Annotated in this window: 18 protein-coding genes; 11 read left to right on the forward strand and 7 right to left on the reverse strand. The window is 71.3% G+C overall.

The features are described from left to right. Window positions 1-16: 16 nt before the first annotated feature. Together BLQ61_RS11570 and argH are read right to left on the reverse strand one after the other, a co-directional pair. Complete coding sequence (locus BLQ61_RS11570; RefSeq protein WP_091570282.1) at window positions 17-997, reverse strand: Bug family tripartite tricarboxylate transporter substrate binding protein; 981 nt, start codon at window positions 995-997, stop codon at window positions 17-19. Between the two features lie 119 nt (window positions 998-1,116). Further along, entirely contained in the window at window positions 1,117-2,580 is a 1,464-nt protein-coding gene (argH, locus tag BLQ61_RS11575; RefSeq protein WP_091570285.1) for an argininosuccinate lyase, read from the reverse strand. 59 nt (window positions 2,581-2,639) lie between these two features. On the opposite strand from argH, the gene BLQ61_RS11580 reads away from it, so the two are divergent. The 7 genes from BLQ61_RS11580 (at window position 2,640) to BLQ61_RS11610 (ending at window position 8,859) form a co-directional block, all read left to right on the forward strand. Beyond that, a complete protein-coding gene (locus tag BLQ61_RS11580) occupies window positions 2,640-3,704 on the forward strand; it encodes a sensor histidine kinase (protein WP_091570287.1) in 1,065 nt (354 codons plus the stop codon). 188 nt (window positions 3,705-3,892) lie between these two features. Next, window positions 3,893-5,548, forward strand: a complete 1,656-nt coding sequence (locus BLQ61_RS11585; RefSeq protein ID WP_091570290.1) for a cbb3-type cytochrome c oxidase subunit I — start codon at window positions 3,893-3,895, stop codon at window positions 5,546-5,548. Continuing rightward, window positions 5,538-6,176, forward strand: a complete 639-nt coding sequence (locus BLQ61_RS11590; RefSeq protein ID WP_091570293.1) for a cbb3-type cytochrome c oxidase subunit II — start codon at window positions 5,538-5,540, stop codon at window positions 6,174-6,176. Before BLQ61_RS11585 ends, BLQ61_RS11590 begins: the two co-directional genes overlap by 11 nt. Window positions 6,177-6,186: 10 nt before the next feature. Continuing rightward, window positions 6,187-6,780, forward strand: a complete 594-nt coding sequence (locus BLQ61_RS11595) for a c-type cytochrome (RefSeq protein WP_091570295.1) — start codon at window positions 6,187-6,189, stop codon at window positions 6,778-6,780. A gap of 4 nt (window positions 6,781-6,784) precedes the next feature. Then, on the forward strand, window positions 6,785-7,420 hold the full coding sequence (locus BLQ61_RS11600; protein WP_091570298.1) for an SCO family protein: 636 nt from the start codon (window positions 6,785-6,787) through the stop codon (window positions 7,418-7,420). Continuing rightward, window positions 7,417-8,058 carry a hypothetical protein gene (locus BLQ61_RS11605; RefSeq protein WP_245704003.1) on the forward strand — a complete coding sequence of 214 codons (642 nt, stop codon included), beginning with the start codon at window positions 7,417-7,419 and terminating at the stop codon, window positions 8,056-8,058. Before BLQ61_RS11600 ends, BLQ61_RS11605 begins: the two co-directional genes overlap by 4 nt. Before the next feature lie 57 nt (window positions 8,059-8,115). Further along, window positions 8,116-8,859: a LytR/AlgR family response regulator transcription factor gene (locus tag BLQ61_RS11610; protein WP_091570301.1), complete on the forward strand. Its 744-nt coding sequence runs from the start codon at window positions 8,116-8,118 to the stop codon at window positions 8,857-8,859. A gap of 14 nt (window positions 8,860-8,873) precedes the next feature. Here BLQ61_RS11610 and BLQ61_RS11615 read toward each other — a convergent pair whose 3' ends face one another. Further along, window positions 8,874-9,686, reverse strand: coding sequence for a ZIP family metal transporter (locus BLQ61_RS11615; protein ID WP_091570303.1), 813 nt, complete (start codon window positions 9,684-9,686; stop codon window positions 8,874-8,876). Window positions 9,687-9,911: 225 nt separating this feature from the next. On the opposite strand from BLQ61_RS11615, the gene BLQ61_RS11620 reads away from it, so the two are divergent. Beyond that, window positions 9,912-10,418 carry a TspO/MBR family protein gene (locus BLQ61_RS11620; protein WP_245704005.1) on the forward strand — a complete coding sequence of 169 codons (507 nt, stop codon included), beginning with the start codon at window positions 9,912-9,914 and terminating at the stop codon, window positions 10,416-10,418. Window positions 10,419-10,434: 16 nt separating this feature from the next. Here the strand turns inward: BLQ61_RS11620 and BLQ61_RS11625 are convergent, their stop codons facing one another. The 4 genes from BLQ61_RS11625 to polA all read right to left on the reverse strand — a co-directional run bounded on the left by BLQ61_RS11625 (window position 10,435) and on the right by polA (window position 15,133). Then, the gene (locus BLQ61_RS11625; protein WP_091570307.1) at window positions 10,435-10,647 is read right to left on the reverse strand and encodes a DUF2788 domain-containing protein; all 213 of its coding nucleotides are present in this window, start codon (window positions 10,645-10,647) and stop codon (window positions 10,435-10,437) included. Beyond that, on the reverse strand, window positions 10,644-11,516 hold the full coding sequence (locus BLQ61_RS11630) for a DUF2189 domain-containing protein (RefSeq protein ID WP_091570310.1): 873 nt from the start codon (window positions 11,514-11,516) through the stop codon (window positions 10,644-10,646). The genes BLQ61_RS11625 and BLQ61_RS11630 overlap by 4 nt, the downstream gene beginning before the upstream one ends. An 87-nt stretch (window positions 11,517-11,603) precedes the next feature. Then, window positions 11,604-12,377, reverse strand: coding sequence for an HAD family hydrolase (locus tag BLQ61_RS11635; RefSeq protein WP_245704007.1), 774 nt, complete (start codon window positions 12,375-12,377; stop codon window positions 11,604-11,606). Further along, window positions 12,374-15,133: a DNA polymerase I gene (gene polA, locus BLQ61_RS11640; protein ID WP_091570314.1), complete on the reverse strand. Its 2,760-nt coding sequence runs from the start codon at window positions 15,131-15,133 to the stop codon at window positions 12,374-12,376. Before polA ends, BLQ61_RS11635 begins: the two co-directional genes overlap by 4 nt. A gap of 82 nt (window positions 15,134-15,215) precedes the next feature. Between polA and BLQ61_RS11645 the strand changes: the two genes are divergently transcribed. From BLQ61_RS11645 to BLQ61_RS11655, 3 genes are read left to right on the forward strand one after another with little or no spacing between them, the layout of a single operon-like run. Continuing rightward, a complete protein-coding gene (locus BLQ61_RS11645; RefSeq protein WP_091570316.1) occupies window positions 15,216-15,644 on the forward strand; it encodes a hypothetical protein in 429 nt (142 codons plus the stop codon). Next, window positions 15,641-16,861, forward strand: coding sequence for a serine hydrolase domain-containing protein (locus BLQ61_RS11650; RefSeq protein ID WP_091570319.1), 1,221 nt, complete (start codon window positions 15,641-15,643; stop codon window positions 16,859-16,861). Before BLQ61_RS11645 ends, BLQ61_RS11650 begins: the two co-directional genes overlap by 4 nt. A 60-nt stretch (window positions 16,862-16,921) precedes the next feature. Further along, window positions 16,922-17,293, forward strand: a complete 372-nt coding sequence (locus tag BLQ61_RS11655) for a hypothetical protein (protein WP_091570322.1) — start codon at window positions 16,922-16,924, stop codon at window positions 17,291-17,293. The last annotated feature ends 77 nt before the right edge of the window (window positions 17,294-17,370 follow it).

Below are 17,370 nucleotides of genomic sequence, written 5' to 3' on the forward strand. Positions count from 1 at the left end.
GTCAGGCGGGCGCGCGCTACTGCGGCGTGAAGCCCGCGTCCTGGATGATGCGCGTCCACACCCGGGTGTAGGCGCGCTCGCGTTCGGCCAGCTGCGCCGGCGGCATGTAGCCCACGCTCAGACCCATGGCGGTCAGCTGGCCATGCACCTCACGCTGCGCCACCACCTGCGCCAGCGCCTGGGCGAAGCGCTGCAGCGCCGCGTCGGGCGTGCCGGCGGGGGCGTAGAAGCCGTAGTACGGCGTGTCCTCGAAGCCGGCCAGGCCTAGCTCGGCGAAGGTCGGCACGTCGGGCAGCGCCGCCTGGCGCTGGCCGCCCAGCACCGCCAGCATGCGCAGCTTGCCGGCACGGTGGTGCTCGATGAAGTCCTGCACCGAGCCGATGCCGGCCGGGATCTGGTTGCCCAGCATGTCGCCGATCATCGGCGCGCTGCCGCGGTACGGCGCGGCCACCAGGTCCAGCTGGTAGCGGCGCGCCAGCAGGCGCACCAGGAATTCCGGCGTGGACGCCGGCGCCGGGATGCCCACCGCGCTCTGCCCGCCGGGCTGGCGCTTCACCCAGGCGACGTACTCCTGGAAGGTCCTGGCCGGCGTGCCAGGCGACACCGCCAGGCCGTTGACGAAGGTGGCGAAGCCGCCCGCGGCCACGAAGTCGCGCGCCGGCTCGAAGCCAGCGTTCTTCACCACCTGCGGCAGGATGGAGATGGTGTGGTCGTGCGTCAGGAACAGCACGCTGCCATCGGCCGGCGCGTTTTTCAAGGCCAGCGCGGCGATCTGCCCGCCGGCGCCGGGGCGGTTTTCCACCACCACGGTCTGGCCCAGCACGGCGTGCAGCTTCTCGGCCAGCAGCCGCGCCACGGCGTCGGTGCCGCCCCCCGGTGGGAAGCCGACCAGGATGCGCAGCGTTTTGGACGGCTGCGCCCACACGGGCGCCCCGGCGGACAGGGTGCTGGCAGCGGCGACGGCCTGGGTCAGCAGGTGGCGGCGGGTGAGGGACATGGCAGGCCTTTGCAAGGGTTGCGAGAACGAAAAACAGCCGTGCTGGCGCCGGTTTTACATCAAATCCGGCCTTGGCCCATACCAACAAAGGGCCTCCAGCTACTCTTTATATAGCAATCTCAAGCGGCCAGCCGTGCCTGGTGGCGCTCCAGCTGTGCGCGCACCTGCGCCGGCGCGGTGCCGCCCAGGGTATTGCGCGCGTTCAGGGAGCCTTCCAGGCTCAGCGCGTCGAACACGTCGCCCTCGATGGCGGCATGGAAGCCCTGCAGCGTGGCCAGCGGCAGCTCGGCCAGGTCCACTCCCTGGTCGGACGCGGCCTTGACGGCGTGCGCCACGGTCTCGTGCGCGTCGCGGAACGGCAGGCCCTTCTTCACCAGGTAGTCGGCCAGGTCGGTGGCGGTGGCGTAGCCCTTCAAGGCGGCGGCGCGCATCGCCTCGGCGTTCACCGTGATGCCGCCGGCCTTGGCGCCGGTGGCCGGGTCCGCCTGCCCGCCGACCATCTCGGCGAAGATGCGCAGCGTGTCCTTCAAGGTGTCCACCGTGTCGAACAGCGGCTCCTTGTCTTCCTGGTTGTCCTTGTTGTAGGCCAGGGGCTGGCCCTTCATCAGGGTGATCAGGCCCATCAGGTGGCCGACCACGCGGCCGGTCTTGCCGCGCGCCAGCTCGGGCACGTCGGGGTTCTTCTTCTGCGGCATGATCGACGAGCCGGTGGTGAAGCGGTCAGCGATGCGGATGAAAGCGAAGTTCTGGCTCATCCAGACGATCAGCTCCTCCGACAGGCGGCTGACGTGCACCATCACCAGGCTGGCCGCGGCGGTGAATTCGATGGCGAAGTCGCGGTCGCTCACCGCGTCCAGGCTGTTCTGGCACACGCCGTCCATGCTCAAGGTGCGCGCCACGCGCTCGCGGTCCAGCGGGTAGGTGGTGCCGGCCAGCGCCGCGCTGCCCAGGGGCAGCACGTTCACGCGCCGGCGCACGTCCTGCATGCGCTCGGCGTCGCGCGCGAACATTTCCACGTAGGCCAGCAGGTGGTGCGCGAAGCTCACCGGCTGCGCCACCTGCAGGTGGGTGAAGCCGGGCAGGATCACGTCGACGTTCTTCGCGGCCACTTCCACCAGTGCCTGCTGCAGCTCGCGCAGCAGCTGCGCGATCAGGTCGATCTCGCCGCGCAGCCACAGGCGCACGTCGGTGGCCACCTGGTCGTTGCGGCTGCGGCCGGTGTGCAGGCGCTTGCCGGCGTCGCCGACCAGCTGCGTCAGGCGCGCCTCGATGTTCAGGTGCACGTCCTCCAGGTCCAGCTTCCAGTCGAAGCGGCCGGCCTCGATCTCCTGGCTGATCTGGGCCATGCCGCGCTGGATGGCGGCGTGGTCGTCCTGGCCGATGATGCCCTGCGCGGCCAGCATCTCGGCGTGCGCCAGGCTGCCGGCGATGTCGGCCTGCCACAGGCGCTTGTCGAAGAACACACTGGAGGTGTAGCGCTTGACCAGGTCGCTCATGGGCTCGGAAAACAGCGCGGACCAGGCCTGGGACTTGGTGGCGAGCTGATCGTGGGACGGCTGGGGCGTGGTCGAGGCAGAGGACATGGAGACAATAATCCGGTGAGGGCGCGGCTCCCGCCGCCCTGTAGGCTCCGGTGGCACGCATGCAAAAGCCGCAAATTTTATCGACCCGCCCCGCCACTGCCGCCGCGGCGCCTTCACGGCACGCAATGGCCACGCCGTCGGCATCCCTGTACGACGCCTGCCATACCGGCGTGGTGCTGCGCGCCGTGCTGTTCGTGCAGGCGGTGCTGGCCGTGGGCGCGCTGTACGGCGCGGACTCGACGCTGGACTGGCTGATGCGCCTGGCGCTGCTCACCGGCGGCGCGCTGCCGGCCACGCTGGCCTGGCTGCTTATCGGCTGCGCCGCGCAGCACGCCCTGGCGCGGCTGGCCGCGCCGCTGCAGCAGGCCGCCGGCGTGCTGCTGGGAGCGCTGGCCGGCCTGGGCGCGTGCGCCGTGCTGGTCTGGGCCAACCCGGCGCCGCCGCCCTGGCTGGCCGCCGCCGCCAGCGGCGCGCTGCTGGCAGCGGTGCTGGTGGCGGCGCTGGCGCTGCGCGCGCGGGCGCGCCTGCCGGCGGCCACCACCGCGCGCCTGACCGAGCTGCAGGCGCGCATCCGGCCGCACTTTTTGTTCAACACCCTGAACAGTGCCATCGCCCTGGTGCGCGAGGAACCGGCGCGCGCGGAGAGCCTGCTGGAAGACCTGAGCGACCTGTTCCGCCAGGCCCTGGTCGAGCAGGCCGAGGCGGTGCCGCTGCACGAGGAGATCGAGCTGGCGCGCAAGTACCTGGCCATCGAGCAGGTGCGCTTCGGCGCGCGCATGCGCGTGCAGTGGCAGTTGGATCCGCAGGCGGGCGGCGCGCGCGTGCCGCCGCTGCTGCTGCAGCCGCTGGTGGAGAACGCGGTCAAGCACGGCGTGGAGCCGGCGCGCGATGGCGCGCGGCTGCGCATCGCCACCGAGCTGCGCGGCGCGCGCGTGCGGCTGACCATCACCAACACCCTGCCCACCGCCAGCGACGCGGCCACGCCGGCCGGCACGCGCGGCCACGGCATCGCCCAGGCCAACGTGCGCGACCGCCTGCGGCTGCTGCACGACGTGGACGGCGACTTCCGCGCCGGGGTGCAGGACGGCCTGTACCGGGTGCGCATCAGCTTGCCGGCGGCATAGCGCACAGCGCCCCGCATCGCTTGACACTGTCCAGGTCGCGGGTTTGCGCTGTGCAAACAAAAATGAATGTAATGTGAATCTTAGAATCGGCCTGCTACGCATAGCACGCCGATGCCTGTTCGCATTTGCGCTGCGTCAAGAACATTCCGGCGCCCGGCTCGCGCCACCCACGAGAAAGGAACTCCGTCATGGACAGCGCCCTGCTGAGCCTGGCCGGCGCCTTCCTGCTGTCGATCATTGGACTTTTTGTCTTTATGTGGTCGATGCGCAAGGGGCTGCTGGTGGAAAACCCACGCGCCGCCTCGGTCATCTTCGCCCCCGGCGAGATCGGCAAGGTGGACGATCCCGCCCTGCCCCCGGCCGAACGTGCCGAACTGCAGTCCGCCGCCACCGAGCCGCAGGACACGGCGCACCCCACCGATGAGGCCGCGCTGGAGCAGCGCTTGGATGCCGACCGCTCCAGCGCCTTTCCGGTGTTCATGTTCATCGCCTTCGCCTGCCTGTGGCTGATCCTGGGATCGGTGGCGGGCCTGACGGCGTCGCTGAAACTGCACATGCCCGACTGGCTGGTCAGCGAGGCCTGGATGACCTTCGGGCGCATCCGCACCGTGCACCTGACCGCTGTGCTCTACGGCTGGATCACCAATGCCGCCCTGGGCGTCATCATCTGGCTGCTGCCGCGCCTGCTGCGCACGCCGCTGATGGGCGCGATGTGGGTGATGCTGGGCGGCGCGCTGATCAACGTGGCGGTGGCCAGCGCCATCGGTGCCATCGGCGCCGGCTGGACCGACGGCATGGAGTATCTGGAGATGCCGTGGCAGATCGGCCTGTTCGTCGTTGCCGGCATGGTCTGCATCGTCGGCCCGGTGCTCTACACGCTGGTCAACCGCAAGGTCGAGTCGCTGTACGTCACCGTCTGGTACCACGTCGCGGCGCTCTTGTGGATTACGCTGCTGTTCCTGGTGGCCAAGCTGCCGGGCGTGCACTTCGGCGTGCAGCAGGCCACCATGAACTGGTGGTACGGCCACAACGTGCTGGGCCTGTGGTTCACGCCGGTGAGCGTGGGCGCCATCTACTACTTCCTGCCCAAGATCATCGCGCGGCCGGTGCGCTCGTACAACCTGTCCATTCTGGGCTTCTGGACGCTGGCGTTCTTCTACGCGCAGGTCGGCGGCCACCACCTGGTGGGCGGGCCGGTGCCGGGCTGGCTGGTCACGCTGTCGATCGTGCAGAGCATGATGATGATCGTGCCGGTGGCGGCTTTTTCCATCAACATGGCCGGCACCATGTGGGGCCGCACGCGGCTGGCGCTGTACTCACCGACGCTGCGCTTCATGATGTTCGGCGGGCTGATGTACATGCTGTCGTCGGTGCAGGGCTCGTTCGAGGCGCTGCGCTCGATCAACCAGGTCACGCACTTCACGCACTTCACCGTGGCGCACGCGCACCTGGGCGCCTACGGCTTCGTGACCATGGTGCTGTTCGGCGCCATCTACTTCATGATGCCGCGCGTGCTGCACTGGGAGTGGCCGTACCCGCGCCTGATCACGCTGCAGTTCTGGCTGGCGGCCATCGGCATCACCATCTACTTCGTCGGCCTGTCCATCGGTGGCTGGCTGCAGGGCGAGTACATGCTGGACGGCGCGCGGCCGTTCATGGACTCGGTCGCCGTCACCCTGCCGTGGCTGAAGTCGCGCAGCGTCGGCGGCGCGCTGATGGTGGCCAGCCAGATCGTCTTCGTCGGCCACTTCATGGCCATGGCGCTGCGCTTCGGCCCGCAGCGCACGGGCGCCGCGCTGCTGCGCGCCGGCGCACACACTCTGGAGGTGGCGCATGGAAAATGAAGTCAAGCTGGCCGCGGGCGCCATGGTGACGCTGGGCCTGGCCACGGCGGCGCTGGTGGTGCTGCCCTACATCCAGGTGCGCGACGTGCATCCGCCCGAGGGCCTCAAGCCCTACACCAGCGCCGAGCTGCGCGGGCGCGCCACCTATATCGCCAACGGCTGCGTGTACTGCCACACCCAGCAACCGCGCGATAAGAGCTTCGGCCCCGACGCCGAGCGCGGCTGGGGCCGCGCCACGGTGCCGGGCGACTACACCTACGACCGCCCGCACCTGCTGGGCAGCATGCGCACCGGCCCGGACCTGATGAACATTGGCGTGCGCCAGCCGAGCAAGGACTGGCACCTGGGCCACCTGTACCAGCCGCGCGCCTACGTACCGGGCTCGATCATGCCGGCCTACCCCTACCTGTTCGACGTGAAGGACAAGGCCGAGGCGGGTGAAGAAACCCTGAAGCTGCCACCGGGCTTCACGCCGCCGGGCAAGGTGGTTGTGCCCACGCCCGAGGCGCTGGACCTGGTGAAGTACCTGCAGTCGCTCAACCGCAGCTATCCGGTGCTGCCGCCCGAGCCGCGCGAGGCGCCCGGCGCCGCCGCCGCGCCCGCGGCAAAGCCCGCTGCCGCATCGTGAAAGGCCTGCCATGAAACGCTCCGACGACCGGCGCGCGCAGCAGCGCGAGCATGAAGACCCCGAAGAGGCCATCCGCCCGATCCCGATGCTGGCGGTCTTCGTGACCCTGGCGATGGTGGTGTTCGGCGTGGCCTACCTCTTCACCTCCGAGCCGCTGGACCACGCCGACCTGGGCGACCAGCGCACCGTGGCCGACCTGGCCGGCAAGCCCGCAGCCGCCGCCGGCGCGGCGGTGGACGGCAAGGCGCTGTTCGCCGCGCAGTGCGCCGCCTGCCACCAGGCCACGGGCAAGGGCCTGCCCGGCGTTTTCCCGCCGCTGGACGGCTCGGAGTGGGTGAAGGGCGAGCCGCGCGTTCTGGCCAACATCCTGCTGCACGGCATCAACGGCGAGATCACCGTGGCCGGCACCAGCTACCAGGGCGCCATGCCGGCGTTCGCGCAGCTGAGCGACGACGAACTGGCCGCCGTGGCCAGCTACATCCGCTCCGGCTGGTCGAACCAGGCCGAGGCCGTGCCGGCGGCGCTGTTCGCCACCGAGCGCGCCGGCAGCGAACGCAAGACGCCGTTCGAGGGCGGCGCCGCGCTGAAGGCGCTGACACAGTAGCGCCGTGCTGCGCACCGCCATTGCCAGCGTTCTGTTGCTGTTGTGCGGCTGGTCGGCGGCGGCCTGGCTGACGCATGACTTCCAGGTCTGGACCGACGAGGGCGCGCGTCGCCTGGAGGTGGCGTTGCGCCCGGTTCCCGTACCCGAGGTGCTGGCGCAGGACACCGAAGGCCACACCGCGCCGCTGCGCACGCTGCTGGCGGACAGCGACGTGACCATCGTCGATTTCTTCTACACCCACTGCGAGACGGTGTGCCTGTCGCTGGGCAGCAGCTTCCAGCAGTTGCAGGCCGCCCTGCAGGCGGACGCGGCGGCGGGCGGTGCGCCGGCCGTGCGGCTGCTGTCGCTCAGCTTCGACGGTGCGCGCGACGACCCGGTGGCGCTGCGGCGCTACGCGCACGGGCTGGGCGCCGATGCCGCGCTGTGGCGCTTCGCGCGCGTGCCCGACGCGGCGCAGCAGCAGGCGCTGCTGCGCCGGCTGGGCGTGGTGGTCGTCCCCGACGGGCGCGGTGACTACGAGCACAACGCGGCGCTGCTGGTGTTCGACGCGCAGGGCCGCATGCAGCGCGTGTTCGACCTGGCCGAGCAGCAGCTGGCGCTGGCCTATGCGCGCCACCTGGCGCGCCGGAGCCGGTCATGAACGCCCGGACTCTGCGCGCCATACTGCCCACCTGGCCGGCCCTGGCATGGCCGCCACACTGGCAGGCGCTGGCCGGGTTGCTGCTGTTGCTGGCGCTGGCACTGCCCTGGACCCGCGGCGCACTGGAGGCCAGCATGTGGCGCCACATGCTGCTGCAGCTGCCGCTGCTGGCGCTGGCCGGCGCACTGATGGCCGCGGCCCTGCCCGCGCGCAGCCGCACCGCGCTGGCGCGCTGGAACGCGCAGGGCATCAGCGGGCTGGTGCTGGTGGCAGTGGTGCTGGCGGTGCTGATGGTGCCGCGCGTGCTCGACCTGGCGCTGCGCAGCGCCGGGGTGGAGGCGGCCAAGTTCGCTGCACTGGTGCTGGCGGGGGCGGCGTTGCGCCTGTCCTGGGCGCCAGCCGGGCGCATCGTGCAAGGCTTCTTTCTGGGCAACACCCTGCCGATGACCTTCGTGGTCGGGCAGCTGTACGTGGACGCGCCGCTGCGCCTGTGCAACGCCTACCTGCTGGACGACCAGGAGCGCCTGGGCCACTGGCTGATGGCACTGGCCGCAGTGCTGGCCAGCGCCTGGCTGGCGCGGGTGTTCTGGCAACTGGCGCGCGCGCCGCAGCAGCAGAGCCCGACAGACCACGGCTGAAGCGCCGCAAGGGCGGCCTAAGATCGGGCTCTTCCCTGGCCTTGACCTTCGCCTGCCATGCACATCCTGATCGTGGACGACGAATCCCTGGCACGCAGCCGGCTGCGCCGCCTGGTGCTCGACTGCGACGCCAGCCACCGCGTCAGCGAAGCCGAGCACGCGGCAGGCGCCCTGGCCCTGCTGCAGGCGCCGGGCGGCCCGGCGGTGGAACTGCTGCTGCTGGACATCCGCATGCCCGGCATGGACGGCATGGTGCTGGCGCGCCAGTTGCAGGCGCTGCCCACGCCGCCGGCGCTGGTGTTCGTGACCGCGCATGCCGAGCACGCCCTGGGCGCCTTCGAGCTGGATGCACTGGACTATCTGACCAAGCCGGTGCGCCTGCAGCGCTTGCAGCAGGCGCTGGCCAAGGTGCAGCGCAGCGCCGCGCTGCCGGCGCCGGCGCGGGTTTCGGCAGTGGCCGACGACGGCCCGGCGCTGCTGGTGCACGAACGCGGCCGCACCGAGCGCGTGCCCCTGGCCGAGGTGCTGTACCTGCGCGCCGAGTTGAAATACGTCACCGTGCGGGCTTGGGCGCGCAGCCACATCGTGGACGAGCCCCTGAGCGAGCTGGAGGCACGCCACGCCCAGCATTTCGTGCGCGTGCACCGCAATACCCTGGTGGCGCGCCACGCACTGCGCGCCCTGGTGCGCCACGAAGGCGAGGAAGGCGAAGGCTGGGCCGTGCGCCTGCACGGTGTGCCTGACCCGCTACCGGTATCGCGCCGCCAGGTGGCGGCGGTGCGCGAGGCGCTGGCCGGCTGAGTTGCCGGCCGCACTCAGTGCGCGTGCCCGCCGTGCGCCAACTGGCTGGCCAGCGTCACCGCGGCAATGCCCAGGCCCAGCCAGGCTACCTGCGCCAGCACCTGCGACACCGGCAGGCGCCGCTGCAGCTGTGGGATCAAGTCCGCCAGCGCGACATAGACAAAGCTGCTAGAGGCCACCACCAGGAAGTACGGCAGCGCATCGTGCCAGTGCCCGACCAGGACGTAGCCGACCACCCCGCCCAGCACCGACACCGCACCCGCCAGCGACACCTTGAGCAACGCCACGTTGCGCGCCGCGCCGCGCTGGCGCAGCACGATCAGGTCGCCGATGTGGTGCGGCACCTCGTGCGCCAGCACCGACAGCGCCGCCACCAGTCCCAGGCGCATGTCGGCCAGAAAGGCCGAGGCGATCAGCACTCCGTCGCCAAAACAGTGCACGCTGTCGCCGGTGAGCAGCGTCCAGCCGCCGGGTCCACGGCGGTGGTGATGGCCGTGGTCATGGCCATGGTGGTCATGCGCGTGCTGTTCGGCCGGGTCGTGCTCGTGCCCGTGGTGCCACAGCTCGGCCTTTTCCAGCAGGAAGAAAAACACCAGCCCGACCAGCAGCGTGGCGAACAGGTTGTGCGCCTCGACATGGCCCTCGAACGCCTCGGGCAGCAGATGCATGAAGGCAGTGGCCAGCAGCGCACCGGCGGCCAGGCTCAGCAGGTGCTGCGGGCCGACACGTCCACCCCCGCCCAGGCCCAGGCGCAGCAGCACCTCGGCCAGCCACACGCTGCCGATGCCGGCGGCCAGCGTGGCCCCGATGATTGCTACCAAAGTCATAGCTCCCTGCCCTGATCACATTTGCGCAAAGGGCGGATTTTGCACAAAACCCGGCCCCGCTGCCGGGCGCCGGCACCGAAGCGAACACGGGATGGCGGCCGACACGCCCTGGCGGCGGCTGCGAGCATGCACTGCCGCCCTGCCCGCGCGACGATGCGCAGACGCGCAAGCCCGCCGCAGCGCGGTCGTCCTGCATCCGCCATCCATCCATCCGAAGGACTCGCCATGACCACCCACGCTTCGCCCCGCCCCTGGCATGTGCCCGCGCTGCTGGGCTGGCTGGCCTTGTGCTTCGTCGCCGCCGGCATCGGTGCCGTCGCCTCGACGAACGCTCCGCAGTTCTATGGCCAGCTGGTGCAGCCGCGCTGGGCGCCGCCGCCCACGGTATTCGGCCCGGTGTGGAGCGTGCTGTACCTGCTGATGGCCGTAGCCGCGTGGCTGGTGGGCCGCGAGTGGCCGGGACCCGGGCGCCGGCGCGCGCTGGCGCTGTTCGGCGTGCAGCTGGCGGCCAACGCGCTGTGGAGCTGGCTGTTCTTCGCCTGGCACCTGGGCGGCTGGGCGTTCGCCGACATCGTGCTGCTGTGGCTGCTGCTGGCCGCCACCGTGGTGCACTTCTGGCGCCTGCGGCCGCTGGCCGGGGCGCTGCTGCTGCCCTACCTGGCTTGGGTCGGCTTCGCGCTGGTGCTGAACCTGGTGCTGTGGCGCGCCAACCCGCAATTGCTGGGCGGCTAAAGAAAGGCGGCGTGCCTCACCGCTCCAGCCACCACTGGATGACGATCTTGGCCAGGAAGCCGGTGAAACCCACGCCCAGGCCCAGGAACAGCACGAAGGCGCCGAAGCGCCCGGCCTTCGACTCCCAGGCCAGCTGGCCGATGATGAACAGCATGAAGACGATGAAGGCGCCGATCCCGTAGGTCAGAAAGAAACCCGAGATCTGCTCCTCGGTAAAACCAAAAATCACGTTGCCATTCCGTTGGAAACCGTCGTCGAAGAAAGGCCGGCCGGATCGCCCGCCGCCGGCTCGCGCGGCGCCAGCGCGTCCGCATCCAGCAGCTCGCGGTAGGCATGCCAGCTGGCATGGCCCAGCACCGGCATGACCAGCACCAGGCCCAGCATCCAGGGCGCCAGCCCCAGCAGCGTCAGCGCCAGCAGCAGCGCCGCCCACAGCGCCAGCGGCAGCGGGTTGGCCAGCACCGCCTGCCAGCTGGCCAGCACCGCCTGGCGCAGCGTGGCGCGGCGGTCCAGCAGCAGCGGGATGGCCACCACGCTGGAGGCGAAGATGGGCGCCGCCAGCAGGCTGCCCAGGGCCAGCCACAAGGCGAACAGGCCGCTATCGCGCGCCAGCACCACGTGCTGCACGAAGTCCGCCGGCGCGCGCACCGGCTGCGGCGCCAGCAGCGTGATGAGCGCGGCCGAAGTCAGTACCCAGCCGGTGCCGGCCAGCGCCAGCAGCAGGCCGAACTTCACCAGGCACCAGTAGTCCTGGCCATCGGCGTGGTCCTGCCTGCCGCGTTGCCAAAACAGGCAGGTGCGCAGCACCGCCTGCAGGTTCGCCGGCTCGCCACGCTCCAGAGCGCGGCTGAGCACGTAAAAACTGGTGGCCAGCACCGGCGCCACCACCAGAAAGCCCGACAGCGCGCCCACCAGCAGCCAGAAGCGTTCGCGCGCCACGGCGGCGATCAGCAGGCCGAACAGCGCCAGCGCCGCGCCGTGCGCAAGGCTGAGCATGCCGACACGGCGCAGGTCGCGCCAGCCCAGCGCCAGCCAGGCCAGCGGCCGGCTGGCGGCGATGCGGCGCACCGGGGGCAGATACGGCGTGGGGCGTGGCATGGCAGGGCTCCGCGGGTGGGCAGGTGGAAGAAAAAGGGCCGCGCTGCCGGCCGGACAGGCCAGGCCGGCGCGCGGGTCGGACGCAGTTTAGGCCAGCCCCATCAGCCCGCACAGCGCCTGCAGGTCCGACACCACCGGGCAGGATGGGGCCGCGCCGGGCGCATGCGGCACGTGGCCGTCGTGCGCCGCTCCGGGCCGGCCGGGCACCGTGCCGGGGGGTCGGCGCAGCCACACGGCCTGCAGGCCGGCGTCCAGCGCGCCCTGCGCGTCCAGCAGCGCGTCGTCGCCCACGTGCAGCAGCGCCCCGGGCGGCACGCCGGCCGCCTCGGCGCCCAGGCGGAAGATGCGCGCGTCGGGCTTGGCGACGCCCACGTCGGCGGCGCTGACGGACGCCTGGAAGAAACGCCCAATGCCCACCCGCTGCACGTCGGCGTTGCCGTTGGACAGCGCCACCAGCGGCCAGCGCGCGGCCAGCGCCTGCAGCGCCGGCAGGGCGTCGCCGAACAGCGTGACCTCCTGGCGCGCGGCCAGAAACACCGCGTACGCGGCATCGGCCAGCGCCGGGTCGTCGCCCGCCCGCACCAGGATGCGGCGGATGGCCTCGCGGCGCAGCGCCCCCAGGTCGTGCGCCAAGCCGGCGTGCTCGGCCTGCACTTCGGCGCGGATGCGCCGCACCACGCCCTGCTGCGCGGCCAGAGCGCAGGCGGCGGGCGCGTGCACGGCCAGCCAGTCCTGCAGGCGTGCCTCGGCATGGGCGATGGTCGGCCACACGGGCCACAGGGTGTCGTCCAGGTCCAGGGTGATGGCGCGGACGCGCGCCACGTCCAGCGGCGCGGGTACGGATGCGGTGGCGCCCGTCAATGCGCCTCCTCCCAGTTGGCGCCAAAGCCCACCTCGGCCAACAGCGGCACCTGCAGCTGCGCCACCCCGGCCATGATGCGCGGCACCTCGGTGCGCACCCAGTCGGCCTCTGCTTCGGGCAGTTCGAACACCAGCTCGTCGTGTACCTGCAGCACCATCAGGATGTCCGGGCGCTCGCGGTCCAGCGCGTCCTGCACCGCCACCATGGCCATCTTCACCAGGTCGGCGGCCGTGCCCTGCATGGGCGCGTTGATGGCGGCGCGCTCGGCGGCGCTCCTGCGCGGGCCGTTGGGCGAGTTGATCTCGGGCAGCACCAGGCGGCGGCCGAACACGGTCTCGACATAGCCGCGCTCCTTGGCCTCCAGCCGGGTGCGGTCCATGTAGCGCCTGACGCCGGGGTAGCGCTCGAAATAGCGGTCGATGTAGTTCTTCGCCGCCGCCGTGCTGATGCCCAGGCTCTTGGCCAGGCCGAAGCTGCTCATGCCGTAGATCAGCCCGAAGTTGATGGTCTTGGCGTAACGGCGCTGCTCGGACGTGACCTGCTCCAGCGGCACGTTGAACACCTCGGCCGCCGTGGCGCGGTGCACGTCCAGCCCGGCGGTGAAGGCATGCAAGAGCGCCGCGTCGCCGCTGATGTGCGCCATGATGCGCAGCTCGATCTGGCTGTAGTCGCAGCTTCCGATCAGCCGGCCCGGCGGCGCGACGAAGGCCTCGCGGATGCGCCGGCCCTCCAGAGTGCGGATGGGGATGTTCTGCAGGTTCGGCTCGTTGCTCGACAGCCGGCCGGTCACCGCCACCGCCTGCGCGTAGTGCGTGTGCACGCGGCCGGTGCGCGGGTCGGCCAGCTGGCCGAGCTTGTCCGTGTAGGTGCCCTTGAGCTTGGCCAGGCTGCGGTGCTCCAGCAGCGTGGCCGGCAGCGGGTAGTCCTCGGCGAGCTTTTCCAGCACCTCCTCGTCGGTCGAGCGCGCGCCGGTGGCGGTCTTCTTGATGACCGGCATGCCAAGCTTGTCGAAGAAGATCTCGCCCAGCTGCTTCGGGCTGCCGAGGTTGAACGGCTGGCCGGCGATCTGATAAGCCTGCTGCTCCAGCGCCATCAGCCGCCGGCCCAGGTCGTGGCTTTGCGCGGCCAGTTGCTGGGCGTCGATCAGCACGCCGTTGCGCTCGATGCGAAACAGCGTCTCGCTGCAGGCGATTTCCAGCTCGTAGATGGCGCGCAGCTTGTCATCGGCCTGCAGCTGCGGCCAGAGCACGCCGTGCACGTCCAGCGTCTGGTCCGAGTCCTCGCACGAATAGGCCGCGGCGCGCTCGACCGGCACCTGCGAGAACGGGATCTGCTTGGCGCCCTTGCCGCACAGGTCCTCGTAGGACAGGCCGGTGCGGCCGGTATGGCGCTCGGCCAGACTGGACAGGCCGTGCGGCTTGTGCACCTCCAGCACGTAGCTTTGCAGCATGGTGTCGTGCACGTAGCCGCGCACGTCGATGCCGTGGTTGGCGAGCACATGCCGGTCGTACTTGATGTGCTGGCCCAGCTTGTGCGCAGCCGGGTCTTCCAGCCAGGGTTTCAGCCGCGCCAGCACTTCGTCCAAAGGCAGCTGCTCGGGCGCGTCCGGGCCGTCATGTGCCAGAGGGATGTAGGCGGCGCTGCCGGCCTCGACGCTGAAGCTCAGGCCGACGATGCGCGCGCGCAGCTCGTCCAGCGAGGTGGTCTCGGTGTCCAGCGCCACCAGCGGCGCGGCCTGGATGCGCGCCAGCCACGTGTCGAACTGCTCCCAGGTCAGCAGGGTTTCGTAGTGCACCTCGCGCTGCTGGGCGGCGCTGGCGACGGCGCTGGTGTCCAGGCTGGCCGCGTCGGCCGTAGCGCGCGCGCCGCCGTCCTGCAGCGCGCGCGCCAGGCTACGAAAGCCGTATTTCTCGTAAAAATCGTGCAGAGCCAGCGTATCCATTGCGCCGACAGCTATCGAATCGAGAGCATCGGGAAAGCCCGGCAACTCCCGGCCCAGGTCGCAGTCGGTCTTGATCGTGACCAGCTGGCGACCGGTGGGCAGCCAGTCCAGCGCGCCGCGCAGGTTCTCGCCGGCCACGCCCTTGATGGTGTGGACATTGGCGATCAGGTTGTCCAGCGAGCCATGCTCGGCCAGCCACTTGGCGGCCGTCTTCGGGCCGACCTTGGGCACGCCCGGCACGTTGTCCACCGCGTCGCCCACCAGGGTCTGAAAGTCCACCATCCGCTCGGGCGGCACGCCGAACTCGGCGGTCACGCCGGCCACGTCGCGGCGCTTGCCGCTCATGGTGTCGAGCACCGTGATGCGCTCGTTGACCAGCTGCGACAGGTCCTTGTCGCCGCTGGCGATGATGACGCGCAGGCCGCGTGCGGCGCCCTGCCGGGCGAGGGTGCCGATGACGTCGTCGGCCTCCACGCCTTCGACGCACAGCAGCGGCCAGCCCAGCAGGCGCACCACCTCGTGGATCGGCGCCACCTGCGCGCGCAGGTCGGGCGGCATGGGTGCGCGCTGCGCCTTGTAGTCCGGGTACAGGTGGTCGCGGAAGGTGGGGCCGCTGGCGTCGAACACGCAGACGGCATACGCGGCGGGCACCTCCAGGCGCAGCGCGTTCAGCATGTTGACCATGCCGCGGATGGCACCAGTGGCCGGGCTGTTCGGGTCGCCCGGCACGGCGCGCAGGTCCGGCATGGCGTGGTAGGCGCGGTACAGGTAGCTGGAACCGTCCACCAGCAGCAAGGTTTGGGGATCGCTCATGGCGGCATTTTGCCCACGATGGCGCCGGCGCGCGGCGGCACAATGGCCTTGTCCACCTTGATGCGCCCTGCGCGCCCGCGCCATGAAACCCTTCTTGTCCGCCCTGCTGCTGGCCGCCTGCGCGCCGCTGGCGCTGGCCCAGCAGCCCCCGACGTTCACCGACGTGCCGCCCAGCCTGCAAAAGGCGCTGCAGGGCCACGGCCTGCGCAGCGCGCAGCTGGACGGCGGCACGCTGCGCCTGGTGAGCGGCAAGCCGCAGGTCAGCGAGCTGGCGTTCGCCAGCTTCGTTTTTCACGGCATCTGCGCGCACCAGTGGCGCCAGCCGGCCGAGTTCGCGCGCTGGCAGCTGGCGCGCGTGCAGCTGCTGGACGCCAGCGGCCAGCAGGGTTATGCGTTCGACGCGCGTGGCGATGTCTGCCAGCGCCTGGGCGAGCGTGCGCAGAACTACCACGCGCTGATCCAGCGGCACACCCAGGCCTGTGCCGCCGGCGCGTGCCCGGCGCAGCCATGAGCCGCAGCACGCGCCAGCGCGTCGCGCTGGGCCTGGCGGCCGGGCTGGCGCTGGGCGCGCTGGCCGGCTGGTTCAGCCTGGACCGCGAGACGCGCGGCCTGCTGCGCACGCTGCCCACCAACCGCGACATCCTGTTCTGGAGCCAGGACCAGCGCGACGCGGCCTTCCGCGCCATGGACCGGCTGCCCATCCTGGCCAGGTCGCGCACCATGCAGGCCGGTGGCGCGCCGCGGGCCCTGCCGCCAGGCCCGCCGCTGGCCCTCGATGTGGATGTGGACGCCTACCTGCAGGACCAGCGCGCGGCGGCGCTGCTGATCGTGCACGACGGCCGGCTGCGGCTGGAGCGCTACGGCCTGGGCTTCGGGCCCGAGGGGCGCTGGACCAGCTTCTCGGTGGCCAAGTCGTTCACCTCGACGCTGGTGGGCGCGGCGCTGCGCGACGGCTTCATCCACAGCCTGGACGACCGCGTCAGCCGCTACATCCCGGCGCTGGCTGGCTCGGCCTACGACGACGTCAGCGTGCGCCAGCTGCTGACCATGACCTCGGGCGTGGCCTGGAACGAGGACTATGCCGACCCCGACTCGGACGTGGCGCGCTTCAACAACCACCAGCCCGAACCCGGCGTGGACGCGCTGGTCAGCTACCTGCGCCGCCTGCCGCGCGCCGCCCCCGCCGGCGAGCGCTGGAATTACAGCACCGGCGAGACCAACCTGGTCGGCATCCTGGTCAGCCAGGCCACGGGCAAGACGCTGGCGCAGTACCTGGAGGAGAAGGTCTGGCGCCCGGCCGGCATGCAGCAGGACGGCACCTGGCTGCTCAGCAAGACCGGCCAGGAGATCGGCGGCTGCTGCATCCAGGCGGCCGCGCGCGACTACGCCCGCTTCGGCCTGTTCATCCTGGACGGCGGGCGCAGCGGCGGCGTCTCGGTGCTGCCGGACGGCTGGCTGGCCCAGGCCACGCAGCGCCAGGCCGACATCGGCGAGCCGGGGCGCGGATACGGCTACCAGTGGTGGACCTACGACGACGGCAGCTACGCCGCGCGCGGCATCTTCGGCCAGGGCATCTTCCTCGACCCGAAGCGCCGGCTGGTCATCGTCTCCAACGCCAACTGGGCCGGCGGCGCGCGCGACCCGGTGGCGCTGCCGGCGCGCGACGCTTTCTACCGCGCCGTGCAGCAGGCGCTGGACCGCGAGGCGGCGGCGCAGCCCGCGCGCTGACACCGCAGCGCGGCGAGCGCCCGCCCGGCAGGCCCGCCCGCGCCGCCTACAATCCCCGGCATGCGCGCCCTCTCCTTCCTGCCCCCGCTGCTGCTGGCCCTGGCCGGCAGCCCTGTCCTGGCCCAGAATCCGGGCCAAATCGCCCCCTCGTCCTCTGAAACAAAGGGCGAACAGCTATTGAATCAGGAGCAAGCGCAGGACGGCCGGCGCAACCAGCGCGTGCAGCGCATCGTGATTGAGGACGCCGGCAGCCGCGTCGACGAGCTGCGCGTGGGCGGGCAGACGCAGAGCATCACTGTGCAGCCCAAGACCGGCACGCCGCTGCCGGCCTACGAGGTGAACACCCAGGACGGCGCGCGCGCCCGGCCCGGCAACCTGGACGCCTCCGACAGCATCAAGGCGCCGCGCGTGTGGAACCTGGGCCGCTTCTGAAGCGGCGCGCCGGCTCCTTTTTTCTTCCTTCCCCTCTTCCTTCCGGTACGGCGCGCCTGACGCCGCCCGCCCTCCGA

The organism is Oryzisolibacter propanilivorax (assembly GCF_900103645.1).
GTDB classification, from domain to species: Bacteria; Pseudomonadota; Gammaproteobacteria; order Burkholderiales; family Burkholderiaceae_C; genus Melaminivora; species Melaminivora propanilivorax.

What these genes read in the sequence shown, in the direction of transcription:
- BLQ61_RS11570 (WP_091570282.1), bottom strand. Translation starts at nt 997, where the DNA reads ATGTCCCTCACCCGCCGCCACCTGCTGACCCAGGCCGTCGCCGCTGCC.
- argH (WP_091570285.1), bottom strand. Translation starts at nt 2,580, where the DNA reads ATGTCCTCTGCCTCGACCACGCCCCAGCCGTCCCACGATCAGCTCGCC.
- BLQ61_RS11580 (WP_091570287.1), top strand. Translation starts at nt 2,640, where the DNA reads ATGCAAAAGCCGCAAATTTTATCGACCCGCCCCGCCACTGCCGCCGCG.
- BLQ61_RS11585 (WP_091570290.1), top strand. Translation starts at nt 3,893, where the DNA reads ATGGACAGCGCCCTGCTGAGCCTGGCCGGCGCCTTCCTGCTGTCGATC.
- BLQ61_RS11590 (WP_091570293.1), top strand. Translation starts at nt 5,538, where the DNA reads ATGGAAAATGAAGTCAAGCTGGCCGCGGGCGCCATGGTGACGCTGGGC.
- BLQ61_RS11595 (WP_091570295.1), top strand. Translation starts at nt 6,187, where the DNA reads ATGAAACGCTCCGACGACCGGCGCGCGCAGCAGCGCGAGCATGAAGAC.
- BLQ61_RS11605 (WP_245704003.1), top strand. Translation starts at nt 7,417, where the DNA reads ATGAACGCCCGGACTCTGCGCGCCATACTGCCCACCTGGCCGGCCCTG.
- BLQ61_RS11610 (WP_091570301.1), top strand. Translation starts at nt 8,116, where the DNA reads ATGCACATCCTGATCGTGGACGACGAATCCCTGGCACGCAGCCGGCTG.
- BLQ61_RS11615 (WP_091570303.1), bottom strand. Translation starts at nt 9,686, where the DNA reads ATGACTTTGGTAGCAATCATCGGGGCCACGCTGGCCGCCGGCATCGGC.
- BLQ61_RS11620 (WP_245704005.1), top strand. Translation starts at nt 9,912, where the DNA reads ATGACCACCCACGCTTCGCCCCGCCCCTGGCATGTGCCCGCGCTGCTG.
- BLQ61_RS11630 (WP_091570310.1), bottom strand. Translation starts at nt 11,516, where the DNA reads ATGCCACGCCCCACGCCGTATCTGCCCCCGGTGCGCCGCATCGCCGCC.
- polA (WP_091570314.1), bottom strand. Translation starts at nt 15,133, where the DNA reads ATGAGCGATCCCCAAACCTTGCTGCTGGTGGACGGTTCCAGCTACCTG.
- BLQ61_RS11645 (WP_091570316.1), top strand. Translation starts at nt 15,216, where the DNA reads ATGAAACCCTTCTTGTCCGCCCTGCTGCTGGCCGCCTGCGCGCCGCTG.
- BLQ61_RS11650 (WP_091570319.1), top strand. Translation starts at nt 15,641, where the DNA reads ATGAGCCGCAGCACGCGCCAGCGCGTCGCGCTGGGCCTGGCGGCCGGG.
- BLQ61_RS11655 (WP_091570322.1), top strand. Translation starts at nt 16,922, where the DNA reads ATGCGCGCCCTCTCCTTCCTGCCCCCGCTGCTGCTGGCCCTGGCCGGC.